This is a genomic window from Streptomyces sp. NPDC051582 (genome assembly GCF_040681715.1).
In the GTDB taxonomy this organism is placed as follows: domain Bacteria; phylum Actinomycetota; class Actinomycetes; order Streptomycetales; family Streptomycetaceae; genus Streptomyces.
On the sequence record NZ_JBFAZJ010000002.1, the window covers coordinates 243,522 to 258,464 of the forward strand.

17 protein-coding genes are annotated in these 14,943 nt (G+C 72.4%); 11 read left to right on the forward strand and 6 right to left on the reverse strand.

Going from position 1 to position 14,943, the window contains the following annotated elements; translation table 11 throughout:
• Positions 1-112 precede the first annotated feature (112 nt).
• The gene (locus tag AB0M92_RS04215; RefSeq protein WP_366100537.1) at positions 113-1,312 is read left to right on the forward strand and encodes a PLP-dependent aminotransferase family protein; all 1,200 of its coding nucleotides are present in this window, start codon (positions 113-115) and stop codon (positions 1,310-1,312) included.
• Between the two features lie 17 nt (positions 1,313-1,329).
• Here the strand turns inward: AB0M92_RS04215 and AB0M92_RS04220 are convergent, their stop codons facing one another.
• The 3 genes from AB0M92_RS04220 to AB0M92_RS04230 form a co-directional block, all read right to left on the reverse strand.
• Entirely contained in the window at positions 1,330-1,743 is a 414-nt protein-coding gene (locus AB0M92_RS04220) for a PIN domain-containing protein (RefSeq protein WP_366100538.1), read from the reverse strand.
• Positions 1,740-2,003: a CopG family transcriptional regulator gene (locus AB0M92_RS04225; RefSeq protein ID WP_366100539.1), complete on the reverse strand. Its 264-nt coding sequence runs from the start codon at positions 2,001-2,003 to the stop codon at positions 1,740-1,742. The genes AB0M92_RS04220 and AB0M92_RS04225 overlap by 4 nt, the downstream gene beginning before the upstream one ends.
• Positions 2,004-2,064: 61 nt before the next feature.
• Positions 2,065-3,024 carry a helix-turn-helix domain-containing protein gene (locus tag AB0M92_RS04230; RefSeq protein ID WP_366100540.1) on the reverse strand — a complete coding sequence of 320 codons (960 nt, stop codon included), beginning with the start codon at positions 3,022-3,024 and terminating at the stop codon, positions 2,065-2,067.
• A 468-nt stretch (positions 3,025-3,492) separates the two neighbouring features.
• On the opposite strand from AB0M92_RS04230, the gene AB0M92_RS04235 reads away from it, so the two are divergent.
• The 6 genes from AB0M92_RS04235 to AB0M92_RS04260 all read left to right on the forward strand — a co-directional run bounded on the left by AB0M92_RS04235 (position 3,493) and on the right by AB0M92_RS04260 (position 9,070).
• A complete protein-coding gene (locus tag AB0M92_RS04235) occupies positions 3,493-4,341 on the forward strand; it encodes a helix-turn-helix transcriptional regulator (RefSeq protein WP_366100541.1) in 849 nt (282 codons plus the stop codon).
• Complete coding sequence (locus AB0M92_RS04240; RefSeq protein ID WP_366100542.1) at positions 4,338-4,529, forward strand: DUF397 domain-containing protein; 192 nt, start codon at positions 4,338-4,340, stop codon at positions 4,527-4,529. Before AB0M92_RS04235 ends, AB0M92_RS04240 begins: the two co-directional genes overlap by 4 nt.
• A gap of 107 nt (positions 4,530-4,636) precedes the next feature.
• The gene (locus tag AB0M92_RS04245) at positions 4,637-4,978 is read left to right on the forward strand and encodes a hypothetical protein (protein WP_366100544.1); all 342 of its coding nucleotides are present in this window, start codon (positions 4,637-4,639) and stop codon (positions 4,976-4,978) included.
• Positions 4,979-5,101: 123 nt separating this feature from the next.
• Positions 5,102-5,590, forward strand: a complete 489-nt coding sequence (locus AB0M92_RS04250; protein WP_366100545.1) for a hypothetical protein — start codon at positions 5,102-5,104, stop codon at positions 5,588-5,590.
• A gap of 83 nt (positions 5,591-5,673) precedes the next feature.
• A complete protein-coding gene (locus AB0M92_RS04255) occupies positions 5,674-6,456 on the forward strand; it encodes an SDR family oxidoreductase (RefSeq protein WP_366100546.1) in 783 nt (260 codons plus the stop codon).
• 49 nt (positions 6,457-6,505) lie between these two features.
• A complete protein-coding gene (locus AB0M92_RS04260; RefSeq protein WP_366100547.1) occupies positions 6,506-9,070 on the forward strand; it encodes a bifunctional FO biosynthesis protein CofGH in 2,565 nt (854 codons plus the stop codon).
• 66 nt (positions 9,071-9,136) lie between these two features.
• Here AB0M92_RS04260 and AB0M92_RS04265 read toward each other — a convergent pair whose 3' ends face one another.
• On the reverse strand, positions 9,137-10,231 hold the full coding sequence (locus AB0M92_RS04265) for a tyrosine-protein phosphatase (protein WP_366100548.1): 1,095 nt from the start codon (positions 10,229-10,231) through the stop codon (positions 9,137-9,139).
• A 290-nt stretch (positions 10,232-10,521) separates the two neighbouring features.
• On the opposite strand from AB0M92_RS04265, the gene AB0M92_RS04270 reads away from it, so the two are divergent.
• The 4 genes from AB0M92_RS04270 to AB0M92_RS04285 all read left to right on the forward strand — a co-directional run bounded on the left by AB0M92_RS04270 (position 10,522) and on the right by AB0M92_RS04285 (position 13,652).
• On the forward strand, positions 10,522-11,856 hold the full coding sequence (locus AB0M92_RS04270; RefSeq protein ID WP_366100549.1) for an ADP-ribosylglycohydrolase family protein: 1,335 nt from the start codon (positions 10,522-10,524) through the stop codon (positions 11,854-11,856).
• Between the two features lie 144 nt (positions 11,857-12,000).
• Positions 12,001-12,861, forward strand: coding sequence for an LLM class F420-dependent oxidoreductase (locus tag AB0M92_RS04275; protein ID WP_366100550.1), 861 nt, complete (start codon positions 12,001-12,003; stop codon positions 12,859-12,861).
• A 60-nt stretch (positions 12,862-12,921) separates the two neighbouring features.
• Positions 12,922-13,167 (forward strand): hypothetical protein, encoded by a 246-nt coding sequence (locus tag AB0M92_RS04280; protein WP_366100552.1) that lies wholly within the window; start codon positions 12,922-12,924, stop codon positions 13,165-13,167.
• The gene (locus AB0M92_RS04285) at positions 13,164-13,652 is read left to right on the forward strand and encodes a hypothetical protein (protein ID WP_366100553.1); all 489 of its coding nucleotides are present in this window, start codon (positions 13,164-13,166) and stop codon (positions 13,650-13,652) included. The genes AB0M92_RS04280 and AB0M92_RS04285 overlap by 4 nt, the downstream gene beginning before the upstream one ends.
• A gap of 198 nt (positions 13,653-13,850) precedes the next feature.
• On the opposite strand, the gene AB0M92_RS04290 is transcribed toward AB0M92_RS04285, so the two are convergent.
• Together AB0M92_RS04290 and AB0M92_RS04295 are read right to left on the reverse strand one after the other, a co-directional pair.
• Positions 13,851-14,327, reverse strand: coding sequence for a hypothetical protein (locus AB0M92_RS04290; RefSeq protein ID WP_366100554.1), 477 nt, complete (start codon positions 14,325-14,327; stop codon positions 13,851-13,853).
• A gap of 72 nt (positions 14,328-14,399) precedes the next feature.
• Positions 14,400-14,924: an ATP-binding protein gene (locus AB0M92_RS04295; RefSeq protein WP_366100555.1), complete on the reverse strand. Its 525-nt coding sequence runs from the start codon at positions 14,922-14,924 to the stop codon at positions 14,400-14,402.
• Between the last annotated feature and the right edge of the window lie 19 nt (positions 14,925-14,943).

A 14,943-nucleotide genomic window follows, 5' to 3' on the forward strand; every position in this document is an offset into this window, starting at 1 on the left:
TGTGACGTCAGATGACGAGCCCTCGGGGCGCGTTCCACTCCTTGACACATAGGTGCTGTCTACATGCTTCCGCGTCTAGGATGCGCGCGTCCGCCTTCCCCGAAGGAGCACCATGTACGCGACCGCCACCCTCCCCCCACCCGCGTTCGCCGCCCGCGCCACGGCCGTCGCCGGGTCGCCCGTCCGCGAGATCCTCGCCCTCACCGCACGCCCGGGGGTGATCTCCTTCGCCGGCGGCCTGCCCGCGCCCGAGCTCTTCGACGCGGAGGGCCTGCGGGCCGCGTACGACGCCGCCTTCGCGGAATCCGCCGCCCGGGCGCTCCAGTACTCGACCACCGAGGGCGCCCCGGAGCTGCGCGAGGCGGTGGCCGCGCGGGTGACGGCCCGGGGGCTGGCGACCGGCGCGCAGGACCTGCTGGTCACCACCGGCTCCCAGCAGGCCCTCACCCTGATCACCTCCACGCTGGTGGAACCGGGCGACGCCGTCCTCGTCGAGGACCCGACGTACCTGGCGGCCCTCCAGTGCTTCGGGCTGGCCGGGGCGCGGGCCATACCCGTGCCCTGCGACGGGGAGGGCATGCTGCCCGACGCCCTGGAGGAGATCGTGGCCCGTGAGCGGCCCAAGCTCCTGTACTCGGTGCCCACGTTCCAGAACCCGACCGGGCGGACCCTGCCGGGCGTACGGCGGGCGGCGGTGGCGGACGTCGCGGCGCGGCGCGGTCTGTGGCTGGTGGAGGACGACCCGTACGGGGAGCTCCGGTACGAGGGGGCGGAGGTCCCGTGGCTCGCGGCGCACCCGGGGGCGGAGGACCGTACGGCGCTGCTCGGGAGCTTCTCGAAGGTCATGGCCCCGGGGCTGCGGCTGGGCTGGCTGCGCGCGCCGCAGGCGCTGCGGCGGGCGGCGGCGGTCACGAAGCAGGCGGCGGACCTGCACACCTCGACCGTGGACCAGCTGGCGGCGGCCCACTACTTGCGGACCGCCGACCTCGACGCGCACGTCGCCACGGTCCGCGCGGCCTACCGGGAACGGCGCGACGCACTGCTGGCGGGTCTGGGCGCGGCCCTGCCGGAGGGCTCGGCCTGGAACCGCCCCGAGGGCGGCATGTTCGTGTGGGCCCGCCTCCCGGAGGGCCACGACGCGACGGCCCTGCTGGCCTCGGCCACGGCCCGCGACGTGGCCTTCGTCCCCGGCGCCCCCTTCTACACGGGCACCCCGGACCCCCGCACCCTGCGCCTGTCGTTCACGACGCACACCCCGACCGAGATCGCCGAGGGCCTGAGCCGGCTGGCGGGAGCCTTCTCCGGGTCCTGAGGCCGGGCCGGGGCCGATCAGACCTTGACGACGGTGACGCGCCCGCCACACAGGGCCGCCAGGTCCTCCGGATCCGAGGTGAGGACGGTGGCGGGCCCTTCGGCGAGCAGCGCGGTGGCGCCGACCATGGCATCGATGGCGTACTTGTGCCCGTGCAGCCCCGCCTCGGCGAGCAGGGCGGCCGCGTGGCGCGCCACGGTGTCCGTGACCGGCTCGACGACCAGACGGGACAGTGTCCACTCCAGTGCGGCGCGGTTGATCCGGGGATGCATGACCTCCACGAGCGTGGCCGCCGACGTGATCACGCGCAGGTCGTCGGCGCGGGCGAGGGCGAGCCAGGTGGTGAGGGTGCGGTCGCGGAGGACCGCTTTGGCCAACCCCTCGCTGTCGAGGACCAGGGTGCCGCCGGCTGCGGCGGACGAGCGGGTCACGCAGCCCCCGACCGTCCGGGCGCCTGTGCTCGGCGAGCCGCGTGGAGCCGGTCCCGCAAGGCGTCGACCTCTTCGTCGGTGATGGGGCCGTGCCCCGCCTCGGCGACCGCGATGATCTCGTTCAGATCGTCGCGTTCGAGCTGGCGCGCCACGGCGGCGGCAACGTATGCGGACAGGCCCGAGTGGCCGCTGCGGGTGCGGGCCGCCTCCGCGATGTCACGCGGCATGGTGATCGAGTACTTCCCAGTAGGCTCGCTCATGCCACTCATGCTACTGGCCATCCTCCCCACCTGAACGCGGCGTTCGAGCCGCTCCCGCATCTCAGGCGGCCTTCGGCTGAGCGGTCGCGCCCCGGGCGCGGCAGTCGCCGCAGTGGGTGTCGGGGGTCGGGGAGCGGAAGGCGCGTTCGCAGCCGTCGCAGGTCCGGAAGGGGTGCCGGGGCCGGTCGGGTGGCGGGGTTCCGACGGGGGCCCGGTCGGGCACGGGCAACGGGGGCGGCAGGGCGGCCCGCAACCGGTACGCGAGCAGTCCCGCCGGGTTGCGCAGGTCGGACGGTACGTCGGCGGTCAGGGCACGCCGTACGGCCTCGGGCGCGGCCCCGCGGTCCAGCCACTCCACGACCGCGGGCGCGAGCCGCTCGACGTCCCGCTCGGAGAGCAGCAGCCGCGGTTCGCGGACCCGCAGCCCGGCCAGCAGAGACGCGGCCTCCTGGCGGAGCCCAGGGGCGACGGCCGCCCGTGACTGCGGTACGGGCTCGCCCGGCGCCGGTGCCTGCGCGCCGGGCGGTACGGGGGCGGGGCCCGGCGGGGCCGGCTCGGGGAGCAGGCGCCGCACGGGCGGTTCCGGATCCTGGTCGGGGCCGGGGCCGGGGGCACAGTCCTGATGCGGCGCGGGCCGTTCGGCGCGGGGCGCGGGCGGTTCCGGATCCGGATCCGGGGCGGGGCCGGACGGTACGGGGTCCGGGGCGGGGCCGGACGGATCCGGCCGTGGCGGCGGGTCCGGGTCGGGGTCGGGCTCCGGCGGGGCTGCGGACAGCGGGAGGTTGTACGAGACGGTGCGCGTGACCACCTTGCCCTCGGCCGTGCGCAGCCGCGTGCGGCGCAGGAACCCGGCCGCCTCCAGCTCGTTCAGCGCGAGCCCGATCCGGTACTCGGTCTCGGGGAAGCGCTCGGCCAGGGCCCGGATGCTGACCGGGGTGCCCTCGGGGAGGGACTGGATGTGCAGGCCGGCGCCGAGCGCGAGCAGCGACAGCTGCCCGTGCTGCGCGAGCAGGTTGCTCACGACGGTGAAGTTGCCCGCGAGGGGGACGTTGGCGTGCCGGACGCCGGAAAGGCCACCGGATCGGGCGGTTCCGCGCGAGGCACGGAGCGCTGCGGGCAGGGCCCGGCTAAGCTTCTGAAAGGCCATCGGGAAGGTACTGCTTCCTCGTTGGATCAGGCCCTCGGCCGGGATTGCCGTCCCGCCGGGGGCCGTCTCATGTTCTGGAGTTGTCGCGGCAGAGCATATGCCAGCCAACCCCACGCCAATCCAGTCGAGTTGGACAGATTCACCCGACCGAGCGATTGCGGTCGAACGGGGAGGCTGGAGGGGTTGGGTCTGGTTCTTCCCCCGGTTCTTTGGTGGTTTGGCACCGGCGCGACCGCCACGCGCATTCCCACTGCCCGGTCCGAACAGGGCAGTTGGGATTTCCGCAATCACGTCACTCACCGTGTTGACCCGTGCATAGCCTGTACACAGGGAGGTGGGCGGATGAGCGAGGACAGGGGCGAGTCCGGCTGGGACGTGGACCCCGAGGACGAACAGGGCGCGGCGGTGGTGGCGGCGGTGGGCCGCCAGTTGAAGGTGTGGCGGGAGATCGCGGGGATGAAGATCGCGGACTTCGCCCGCGCGATCGGCTACGGCGAGGACCTGGTCCGCAAGGTCGAGGCGGGCACGCGGATCCCGCGCAGCGAGTACCTGGACAAGGCGGACGCGGCGCTGAAGGCGGGAGGCCGCATCGCGGCCATGAAGGTGGACGTCGAGCCGGTCCGATACCCGAAGCGGGTGCGCGACTTGGCCAAACTTGAGGCGCTCGCCGTGGAGATGTACGCCTACGGCAACCACAATCTGCACGGCCTTTTGCAGACGGAAGAGTACGCCCGGGTGCTGTTCGAGCTGCGACAACCCGCCCAGAGCGCCAAAGTGATCGAGAGTGGCATGGCAGGTCGGATGGGCCGACGGGCCATCTTCGATCGCGATCCCGCTCCGACTCTCAGTTTTGTCCTGGAAGAAGTCACCCTCCGTCGGCCGATCGGGGGAAAGATGGTTCTGCGCCGACAGCTCGAACACCTTCTAGACGTAGCCAAACTGCGACAGGTCACCGTTCAGGTCATGCCGACCGACCGTGAGGAGCACGCAGGGATGGGCGGCCTGATCCAAGTGCTGAAGTTCAGTGACGGTACGGCAGTTGGACGCGGTGAGGGCAGGTTCCACGGTCGCGCAGTGACGGATCCGAAGCAGGTCCGGATCCTCGACCTGTGCTATGGCATGATCCGTTCCCAGGCGCTGTCGCCCCGGGAATCGATCGCTTTCATCGAGCAAGTGCTGGGAGAAACATGATCCACGAGCATGAGCTGGCCTGGTTCAAGAGCAGCTACAGCGACAGCGACGATGTCAACGACTGCGTCGAGGCCGCCCCCACCCCCACCGGGATCCATGTCCGGGACACCAAGGCCGTTCCCGGGCCCGTGCTGACCTTCGGGGCCGGCGCCTGGGCCGGGTTCATCGCGCACGCCGCCTCCCGCTGAGCAGGGCGGGTGACGGCGGAACGATTCAGCGCGGGCCGGAGCGTGACCGTGCGCCCGGCCCGGGGAACCGTGGGGTGATCCATACCCCCACATGACGGGACACCCACATGCGTCTGCGCAACGCCATCATCGCCGCCCTCGGCGCCTTCACCCTCCTCCTGGCCGTCCCGAGCTCCGCCTCCGCCGCGGGAGGGGAGCTCAGCTACACGTACGGCACCAACGGCGCTTCGTTCACCGGCATCCTGACCGAGCCGGCGAGCGACGACTGCATCAACATCAAGGACGCGACGGCGCTCGACCCGGCCCGCGCCCCGTACAACAAGACCGACGCCGTGGCGGTCGTGTACCTCGACTTCGACTGCGAGGGCACCTTCAACACCCTGACCGTGGGCAAGAAGACGGACGACACTGTGCTTTTCCGCTCCGTCGTCTTCAGCAGCGCGGGCTGACCCCGGTTGGGTCCGGCGGGTGATCCACTCTGACGCCGCGTGTCAGTCAGCTGATCATTCATATGCGGAACGTAGCGTTCCGGACGGGAACCTCCCTGTCCCCCCATGCCTCCAAGGAGAGTCATGCACGCCGTCCCCGCGCGTCGCCGCACCCTGCCCGCCGCCCTGCTCGCCCTGTCCCTGACCGGCGCCCTCGCCGGCCTCGGGGCGGCCCCGGCCCAGGCCGCGGCCGCCCCGGCCCCCTGCGGCACGAAGATCTCCGACTACACCGGCAGCCTCGCCGCCGACACCGCCTTCAAGGGCACGATCACGATCACCGAGCCGGGCATCGCGAACCGCGCCATCACCCTCACGCCGGTCTCCGCGAACTCCAACCTCCTCAACGTCGAGATCAAGATCTCCGACACCGAGACCACGTCCGCCACGGGCAACTTCCAGCTCCGCGTGAACCCCCTCAACCAGGGCCAGATCACCTTCCCGACCTACACGGGCGCCGTCGGCCGCAGCACCGGCGTGGCCTGCAACCTGACCAGCAGGGTCGTCGGGATCAGCGGAACGATCCACACCACCGGCGTCAAGGGCGAGATGACCTTCACCGCCACCCGCCTCTGAACCACCCCCCTCTTCCCTCCTCGGCGCCGCACCCCTAATCTGACGCACCGTCATACACGGGTCCGGCGCCGGGAGGCACGCGCATGTTGCTGCAAGGGAAGACCGTCATCGTCTCCGGGGTCGGGGCCGGACTCGGCCACCAGGTCGCCGCCGCCGTCGTACGCGACGGCGGGAACGCCGTGCTCGGGGCCCGGACCGAGGCCAATCTGGCCAAGTCCGCCGCCGAGATCGACCCCGACGGCCGGCACACCGCCTACCTGCCCACCGACATATCCGACGAGGCCCAGTGCGCGGCCCTGACCGCCCTCGGACGCGAGCGGTTCGGCGGGATCGACGCCGTCGTGCACGTCGCCGCCTGGGACTCCTACTTCGGCGGCCTCGAAGACGCCGACTTCGGGACCTGGCAGCAGATCCTCGACGTCAACCTCCTCGGCACCCTCCGGATGACCCGCGCCTGCCTGCCCGCCCTCAAGGAACGGGGCGGATCCGTCGTCATCATCGGGACGCAGTCCGCCATCGCCGCGCCCAACGAGGTGCAGCAGGCCGCGTACGCCGCCTCCAAGGGGGCCCTCACCTCCGCCATGTACTCGATGGCCCGCGAGCTCGGCCCGCACCGGATCCGCGTCAACACCGTGCTGCCCGGCTGGATGTGGGGGCCGCCGGTGCAGGCCTTCGTCACCTTCACCGCGCACACCGAAGGCGTCCCCGAAGCCGAGGTGCACAAGCGGCTCACGGAGCGCATGGCGCTGCCCGATCTGGCCACCGACGGGGACGTCGCCGACGCCGCCGTGTTCCTCGCCTCCGACCGGGCGCGGGCGATAACCGGCCAGTCCCTGCTGGTCAACGCCGGTGAGCTGATGCGATGAGCCCCCGCCGCCGCCTCCCGGCGGGGACGTCGGATCGTATGCTCACCGCATGACGACTCCGACCGAAAACGCGATGCGCCGCGCGCTCAGGCGAGCCCGCGACGGCGTCGCGCTCGACGCGACCGAGGCGGCCGTACTCCTCCAGGCGCGCGGCGAGGACCTCGAAGACCTCGCCGCCTCCGCCGCCCGGGTCCGCGACGCCGGCCTCGCGGCCGCCGGGCGGCCCGGCGTCATCACGTACTCGAAGAGCGTGTTCATCCCGCTGACCCGCCTGTGCCGTGACAAGTGCCACTACTGCACCTTCGCGACCGTCCCCGGCAAGCTCCGCCGGGACGGCCACGGGATGTTCATGTCCCCCGACGAAGTGCTCGACATCGCCCGCCGGGGCGCCGCGCTGGGCTGCAAGGAAGCACTCATCACGCTCGGCGACAAGCCCGAGGACCGCTGGCCCGAGGCCCGCGAGTGGCTGGAGGCGGCGGGCTACAGCGACACGATCTCCTACGTGCGGGCCATCTCGATCCTGATCCTGGAGGAGACCGGACTCCTCCCGCACCTGAACCCCGGCGTGATGTCCTGGGCCGACTTCCAGCGGCTCAAGCCCGTCGCACCCTCGATGGGCATGATGCTGGAGACCACGGCCACCCGCCTGTGGTCCGAGCCCGGCGGCCCGCACTTCGGCTCCCCCGACAAGGAGCCGGCCGTGCGCCTGCGCGTGCTGGAGGACGCCGGGCGCTCCTCCGTCCCCTTCACCTCCGGGCTGCTCATCGGGATCGGGGAGACCTACGAGGAGCGCGCCGACTCCCTGTTCGCGCTGCGGCGGGTCGCACGCTCGTACCACGGCGTGCAGGAGCTGATCATCCAGAACTTCCGCGCCAAGCCGGACACGGCGATGCGCGGCATGCCCGACGCCGAGCTGGACGACCTCGTCGCCACCGTCGCCGTCGCCCGGCACATCATGGGCCCCTCCGGCTGCCTCCAGGCGCCGCCCAACCTGGTCGACGGGGAGTACGCGCGGCTGATCCGGGCCGGCATCGACGACTGGGGCGGCGTCTCGCCGCTGACCCCCGACCACGTGAACCCCGAGCGGCCCTGGCCGCAGATCGACGCACTGGCCGAGCAGTCGGCCGCGGCCGGCTTCGAGCTGCGCGAGCGGCTGTGCGTGTACCCGGAGTTCGTGCAGCGCGGCGAGCCGTGGCTGGACCCGCGGCTGCTGCCGCACGTACGGGCCCTTGCCGATCCGGAGACCGGCCTCGCGAACCCGGACGCCGTCGTCACCGGCCATCCGTGGCAGGAGCCGGAGGAGGCGTTCACCTCCGTCGGGCGCACCGACCTGCACACCGCGATCGACTCGGAGGGGCGCACCGGAGACCGGCGCGAGGACTTCGACGAGGTGTACGGGGACTGGGAGGCGCTGCGCGAGGCGGCCGCCCCCGGCATGGTCCCCGAGCGCATCGAAACCGACGTACGGGCGGCGCTCGCGCAGGCCGCCGACGATCCGACGAAGCTGACCGACGACCAGGCCCTGGCCCTGCTGCACGCGGACGGACCGGCGCTGGACGCGCTGTGCCGGATCGCGGACGACCTGCGCAAGTCGGTGGTGGGCGACGACGTCACGTACATCGTCACGCGGAACATCAACTTCACGAACGTCTGCTACACCGGCTGCCGCTTCTGCGCGTTCGCGCAGCGCCGCACCGACGCCGACGCGTACACGCTGTCGCTCGACCAGGTCGCCGACCGGGCCGCCCAGGCCTGGGACGTGGGCGCGGTCGAGGTGTGCATGCAGGGCGGCATCCACCCGGACCTGCCGGGGACGGCGTACTTCGACATCGCGCGCGCGGTGAAGAAGCGGGTGCCGGGGATGCACGTGCACGCGTTCTCGCCGATGGAGGTCGTCAACGGCGCGACGCGGACGGGGATGTCCGTACGGGAGTGGCTGACCGCCGCCAAGGAGGCCGGTCTGGACTCCATCCCGGGCACGGCGGCGGAGATCCTGGACGACGAGGTCCGCTGGGTGCTCACCAAGGGCAAGCTGCCGACGGCGGACTGGATCGACGTCGTCACGACGGCGCACGAGCTGGGGATCCGCTCCTCGTCGACCATGATGTACGGGCACGTGGACCAGCCGCGGCACTGGCTCGGGCACTTCCGCACGCTCGCGCGGATCCAGCAGCGGACCGGCGGCTTCACGGAGTTCGTGACGCTTCCGTTCATCCACACCAACGCTCCGGTGTACCTGGCGGGCATCGCCCGGCCCGGTCCGACGGTCCGCGACAACCGCGCGGTGACGGCGATGGCCAGGATCCTGCTGCACCCGCACATCACCAACATTCAGACGAGCTGGGTGAAGCTGGGTGCGGAGGGCGCGGCCGAGATGCTGCGCTCGGGGGCCAACGACCTCGGCGGGACGCTGATGGAGGAGACCATCTCCCGGATGGCGGGATCGAGTTACGGCTCGTACAAGTCCGTACGGGACCTCATCGCGGTCGCGGAGGCCGCGGGCCGGCCCGCGAAGGCCCGTACGACGCTGTACGGGGAGGTGCCGCAGGAACGCCGGGACGCGGCCCGCGCCTCGGACGGGCACCTGCCGGAGCTGCTGCCCGTGCTCGACTGAGGGCGTACGGCGAAGGGCCCGGCCGGGACCGTTCCCGGCCGGGCCCTTCGCCGCGCGGCCGGTGGATCAGCCGACGAGGAGGTCCTTCTTGAGCTGCTTCAGCTCGCGGGCGTCGATGCCGAGACCGTCCTTGAGGTAGCGGTCGAAAGTGCCGTACTCCGCCTCGACCTCGTCGTAGCCGGAGTTCAGGTACTCGGCGCGGACGTCGAGCATCGGCTTGTACACGGCGGCCTGCGGGGCGGGCAGGTGCGACAGGATCGCGTCGTTGGCGGCCCGGCGGTAGTCGTTGCTGGCCAGGTAGTCGGCCATGACCGTGTCGCCCGGCACGCCGAGGGCGGTCAGCAGGGCGGCGTTCGCCCAGCCGGTGCGGTCCTTGCCGGCGGTGCAGTGGAAGAGGACGGCGCGGTCGCGGTCGCGCTCCAGGCCCTCGAAGACCTGGTGGTAGGCCTTCTTGCCGCCCTCGCCGCCGACCATCGCCTTCTCCGCGTCGACCATGGCCTTGACGGCCTCGTCGGGGGACTTCGGCAGGGCCTGGAAGGAGCCGGAGCCCGCGAAGACGTCGGCGACGGTGTACTTGGCGCCGGCCGGGACCTTGTCGGGGTCGGCGGTGCGCTCGCTCTCCATGCGGAGGTCGAAGACGTTCTTGACGCGCAGGCGCTGGAGCTTGGCCAGGTCGGCGGCGGTCAGCTTGTTCAGGGCGTCGGAGCGGTAGACCTCGCCCATCTTGACCCACTGGCCGGTGGTGGTGCGGTAGCCGCCCGCGTCGCGGAAGTTGACCGCGCCTTCGAGCGTGATGAGGCGGTCGGCGAGGCGCAGGCCCTCCCCGCGGTCGGCCTTGAAGTCGAACCACTGGCGGTCGGCGGCGGGCAGGCCGGAGACCACGGCCGTGCCCTGGGCGCCGCCCTTGGCGACGACCTTGCCGTTCGCCTTGATCTCGACCCGCTTGGCGCCCTGGGCCTTCCACTTCAGCGTGAACCGGCCGTCCGCGCCGGCGGTGACGGTGGCTTCGGTGAAGGGTATGGAGCCGGCGCGGCCGTGGTGGTTGCTCCAGGGGAGGTCCCAGCCGGTGGAGGCCGGTGCGGCGGTGGCGGCGGGGACTGCGACCAGGGAAGCGGTGAGCGCGGAGGCGACGACGGTCGCGGCGAGGAGTGCCTTCTTCATGCCCTTGAGGCTGTTGGCCGTCGGATAACTCCGCATGAACGAGACATGGCCGAAACCGGCCGGCTCCAAGGCGAGTGGCAAAACGTGCCACATGTCGATCAAGGGTCGCCACCTGGGCGTCTGCCGGCCGGTTCGGACCGGATGTGATCGAGATGTCGAGGGAACGGCCCACGGATTCCAGCCGTTCCGCAGGAACATGAGGCTTGCTGGACGCCCCGGTTCCGTATTCGATCAGACGTGTCCATTACAGTGCGCGCCAGAGCATGCCGGGGCGGGGCAGGGGGATCGCGATGGACGACACGACGACCGAGAAGCACTCCATACCGCCGATTCCCGGCACCGGCACCGACACCGGTATCGATACCGGCGCCGGTATCGATACCAGCGCCGACACCGGAGCGCGGCCGGTGGGCGGGCCCGCGGCCGCGGCCGGCATCGCGGCCCGGGTCGCCGGAGCCCGCCCCGCGCCGCAGCCCGGCGGCACGCTCGGCGGGCGGACCCGCGTCGTCGCCGGGCTCTGGGGCCGGCCCGAGCAGCAGGACTTCCGCAGCCGCGTCCGCGGCACGCTCCTCGGCTCCGCCGTCGGCGACGCCCTCGGAGCCCCCGTGGCCGGGCTCTCCCTCGACGCCATCCGCGAAGCGCACGGCCCGCAGGGCCTGACCGAACCCGCCCCGGGCCCGCAGGGCCCCCGCGGCACGGTCACCGCCGCCACCCAGCTCACCCTGTTCACCGTGGACGGGCTGATCCGCGCCCACGTACGCCGGGACACCGGCGCCTGGCACCCGCCCACCGACATCCACCGCGCGTACCTGCGCTGGGCCGCCACCCAGCACGACTGGGGCCCTGACGAGCGCCGCAAGGACAACGGCTGGCTCGCGCAGCAGGAATGGCTCTACGCCCGCCGCGCCCCCGAGCGCGCCTGCCTCACCGGCTTCGCCGACGACGTCCTCGGCACCCTCGGCCGGCCCAAGAACCCCGCCGCCCGTGACGCGGCCGCGGCCGCCCGCTCCGCCCCCTTCGGTCTGCTGGTCGGCTGGGAGCCCGGCCTCGTCCTCCAACTCTCCACCGAGTGCGCGGCGCAGAGCCACGGCCACCCCGCCGCGTACCTCACCGCCGGCGCCTTCGCCGTCATCGTCCACGGCCTGACCCGCGGCGACTCCCTCGACGCGGCCGTCCAGCGCTCCCTCGGCCTGCTCGGCGCCCGCCCCGGCCACCAGGCCGTCACCGACGCCCTCCAGCAGGCGCTGGCGGCCGTCCCCCGGGGGACGCCCTCCGCGGGCACGGTGTCGGCCCTGGGCAACAGCGGTGACGGCCCCGGCGCCGCCGAGGACGCCCTTGCCGTCGCCGTCTACTGCGCGCTCGTCGCCGAGGACGTCCCGCACGGCCTGCGCCTCGCCGTCAACCACGGCGGGGACTCCCGCGCCGCCGGCGCCCTCTGCGGGGCCCTGCTCGGCGCCCTGCACGGCGAAACCGCCCTCCCGGGCGCCTGGCTCGCCGGCCTCGAAGGCCGCGCCACCCTCCTGGAACTCGCCGACGACTTCGCCCTCGAAATGACCCAGGGACCCTCCCTGCACGGCCCGAAGGTCCCCTCCACCGGCTGGCAGACCCGCTATCCCGTGGGCTAGGCCGCCCCGTTCGGATCAGGACGGATCGGCCCCGGGCCCATCCCGATCCGAAAGACGCGACCCGGGCCTGACGCCCCCTCAACAATCGCGCGTGCAGGCCGTAGCGTGGCCCTCCATCGAAGAGCCACGGAGGTGCCCCCAGCCATGCGGATCGCCACGACCATCTTCCTGACGGACCACACCATCTCCCCCGTCCGCCTCGCCCGAGCCCTGGAGGAGCGCGGGTTCGCCGGGCTCTACCTCCCCGAGCACACCCACATCCCGGTCGCCCGCGACACCGCCGCGCCCATGGGCGGGGACCTCCCCGAGATGTACGGGCGCACCCTCGACCCCTTCGTCGCCCTCGGCCAGGCTGCCGCCGTGACCGAACGCCTCGCGCTCGGCACCGGCATCACCCTCGTCACCGAGCACGACCCCATCGCCCTCGCGAAGCAGATCGCCACCCTCGACCACCTCTCCGGCGGCCGCTTCACCCTCGGGATCGGCTACGGCTGGAACGTCGAGGAAGCCGCCGACCACGGCGTCGAGTGGCGCACCCGCCGCGAACTGGTCAGGGACCGCATGGCCCTGATGCGCGCCCTGTGGGCGCCGGAACCCACCCCGTACATCGGCGAGTTCTGCTCCGTACAGGCCAGCCAGGCCCACCCCAAGCCGGTCCAGGCCCCGCGCGAACTCGGCCCCGGCCACCCCCTCCACGGCCCCCGCACCCTGATCGGCGGCGCGGCCGGCCCGAAGCTCTTCGCGGCCATCGCCGACCACGCCGACGGCTGGCTCCCCATCGGCGGGGGCGGCCTCACCGAGTCGCTGCCGGTGCTGCGCCAGATCTGGGAGAGCGCGGGCCGCGACCCGAAGGACCTCCAGGTGGTCCCGTACGCGGTCCACCCGAGCCCGGGCCAGCTCGCCCACTACGCGGACCTGGGCATCGAGGAGGTCGTCGTCCAGCTCCCGCCGGAGCGGGAGCCGGAGATCATGCGCATCCTGGACGACTTCGCGCAGTACCTCTAATTCGTTCGACGCGGGCGCACGGCCGGTCCGACGATGGCCCCCGAAAGGGGGCTGATCCACATGCCGGGCCAGCAGAAGCGCAAACGAAGCCGGGAACGTGCCCACCGCCGGGCGGCGGCCGTACGCGGCCACTGGGAGCCGCTGTTCTCGACGCAGGTGCACGCGGAGATGAAGGAGTACGTCGGCCGCCTCTGCGCCGAGCGCGAGCTCGACCCCGAGTGCGTACGCATCGACCAGTTCTGCGGCCGCCTCACCCACCCGACGAGCTACCGGGTGAGCGTCTTCGTCCCGGAGGGACCCGCGTGAGCTTCCGGTGGGAGAGCATCCCGGCCGGCGTCCGCGAACAGGCCGACGGATACGTACTCCAGGACCGGTACATGTACGCGGTCCGGGCGGTCTGGGAGGCCGGCCGCGTATCGGGCCTCGGCCTCAGGCAGGCCCAGGACCTGGTCGGCGCCCGCTACGCGCACTTCGGCGACCGGGTGGCCCGCACCCCCGACTCGCCGGTCGACCTCGACTCCCTGGCGGCGCGCGCCGCCGGGTTCCCGGGGCGCGTGGTGGCGGTCGAGGCCGTGTGGGACGGGGACACGGTCCACGACTGGTTCGTGGTCCTGCTGGCCATCACCGACGGGCCGGCCGGGGAACACCGGCTGGCCACCGTCCACCGGAGCACCGCCGCCGCGGTGGCCACCCGCTCCGGCACGGCCCTCGCCGACCACCTGGGAGTCCCCTTCCACTTCCCGACCCCGGACCGCCCGGACGACAGGGCCCCCCGCTGGCAGCGCCGATAGCCCGAGCCGGCCGAACCGCGCTCACCGCCGGTCGGTGGCTCGCGGGTGCCCCGTACCGGCGAAGGTGATCCAGCACGTATCCCGATCCCTGTCCACGAGGTACCGGATCCCAGCCCTTGGCCGAGGCTCCGTCGGCGAATCGGACCTCCCACTGGCCGTCAGGGGCGGGCGGCGCGGCGCGGTCCCCGCGCCCTGGCGTCATGCAACACCTCGCGGATCGGGCACCGGCCCGTAGTCCCCATCATGATCCCTGGACAGCGCATCGAGCAGCTCGGGGTCCGAGTGGATTTCGGCCGTGTGCTGCCATGCGACGAGCAACTGGGCGACGGAGGCACTGTTGCCGATGGAGTCGGCTGCACGCATGGTGTCGACCAGCTCGACCGCGAACGCATGGACATCGGGCTCGGGCAGGAAGCGGACCCAGGGAAACGCGTCCGGCAGTATGTCGAGCAGCAACTCCATGCTGCCAGGCTCCCGTCGCGCCATCGCGGCCAGCATCCTGGTAGCGGCCGACACCACGGTCTGGTCTTGCTCCGCTCTCGCCGCGGTGGTGAGGACCAAGTCCTCACCGTCTCTGCGGTGCAGGAGCAGCCGGGGTGATTCCTTGAGCCGAGCGAGCGTCTGCTTGTTCTTGTTCACCAGCTCGGAGAAGTTCACAGCGTTCTCAGCGGTCACAACTTTGAAAATACTTCGAAATTGCTTGAGCCGCCATCACCCACAAGAGGGGCACAGCCACCGCCATGCCGATCACGTCGGCTCAGACCCATCCTTGATCACGGAAAAGTCGATCTCACCGTCGGAGACCATCTGCCGCAGCCGATCCACTCCAGCAAAACGCCGCTCACTGCGCCCTCGGCCCAGCTCGGCCCAGACCGTCTTGCCGATCACCCGGTCGGCGACGCCCCAGTCAGCGGCGACGGCATCGACGATGCGCAGGCCGTAGCCGCCCTCGGCCTGGTGGGCGTGCGGCTGGACGACGGGCCGCCGCTCGCGGCGGGCGTCGGACACCTCGATGCGGAGCACGCTCCCGAGGAGCGTCAGCCTGAGCTCGAAATCCCGGCCGGCGGCGTGCCCGTGGGTGACGGCGTTGGCGGTGAACTCGGCGACGATCCGCTCCGCGTCCTCGGACAGCGGGGTGCGGTGCGGAATCCCCCAGTCGTGCAGCTCGACCACGGCGAGACACCGCGCGAGGCGGGCCCCGCGCCGGGTACTGCTGAAACGCTGCGTGAACGTGCGGACGGGGGGCTGGGCGGGGGCAGGGGGTGCGGTCATGGGAGCAACGTGGCGGGTG

Bases quoted from the DNA above. Each gene is read 5' to 3' on its own strand.
- AB0M92_RS04215 (WP_366100537.1), top strand. From the start codon at position 113: ATGTACGCGACCGCCACCCTCCCCCCACCCGCGTTCGCCGCCCGCGCC.
- AB0M92_RS04225 (WP_366100539.1), bottom strand. From the start codon at position 2,003: ATGAGCGAGCCTACTGGGAAGTACTCGATCACCATGCCGCGTGACATC.
- AB0M92_RS04235 (WP_366100541.1), top strand. From the start codon at position 3,493: ATGAGCGAGGACAGGGGCGAGTCCGGCTGGGACGTGGACCCCGAGGAC.
- AB0M92_RS04240 (WP_366100542.1), top strand. From the start codon at position 4,338: ATGATCCACGAGCATGAGCTGGCCTGGTTCAAGAGCAGCTACAGCGAC.
- AB0M92_RS04245 (WP_366100544.1), top strand. From the start codon at position 4,637: ATGCGTCTGCGCAACGCCATCATCGCCGCCCTCGGCGCCTTCACCCTC.
- AB0M92_RS04250 (WP_366100545.1), top strand. From the start codon at position 5,102: ATGCACGCCGTCCCCGCGCGTCGCCGCACCCTGCCCGCCGCCCTGCTC.
- AB0M92_RS04255 (WP_366100546.1), top strand. From the start codon at position 5,674: ATGTTGCTGCAAGGGAAGACCGTCATCGTCTCCGGGGTCGGGGCCGGA.
- AB0M92_RS04260 (WP_366100547.1), top strand. From the start codon at position 6,506: ATGACGACTCCGACCGAAAACGCGATGCGCCGCGCGCTCAGGCGAGCC.
- AB0M92_RS04265 (WP_366100548.1), bottom strand. From the start codon at position 10,231: ATGAAGAAGGCACTCCTCGCCGCGACCGTCGTCGCCTCCGCGCTCACC.
- AB0M92_RS04270 (WP_366100549.1), top strand. From the start codon at position 10,522: ATGGACGACACGACGACCGAGAAGCACTCCATACCGCCGATTCCCGGC.
- AB0M92_RS04275 (WP_366100550.1), top strand. From the start codon at position 12,001: ATGCGGATCGCCACGACCATCTTCCTGACGGACCACACCATCTCCCCC.
- AB0M92_RS04280 (WP_366100552.1), top strand. From the start codon at position 12,922: ATGCCGGGCCAGCAGAAGCGCAAACGAAGCCGGGAACGTGCCCACCGC.
- AB0M92_RS04295 (WP_366100555.1), bottom strand. From the start codon at position 14,924: ATGACCGCACCCCCTGCCCCCGCCCAGCCCCCCGTCCGCACGTTCACG.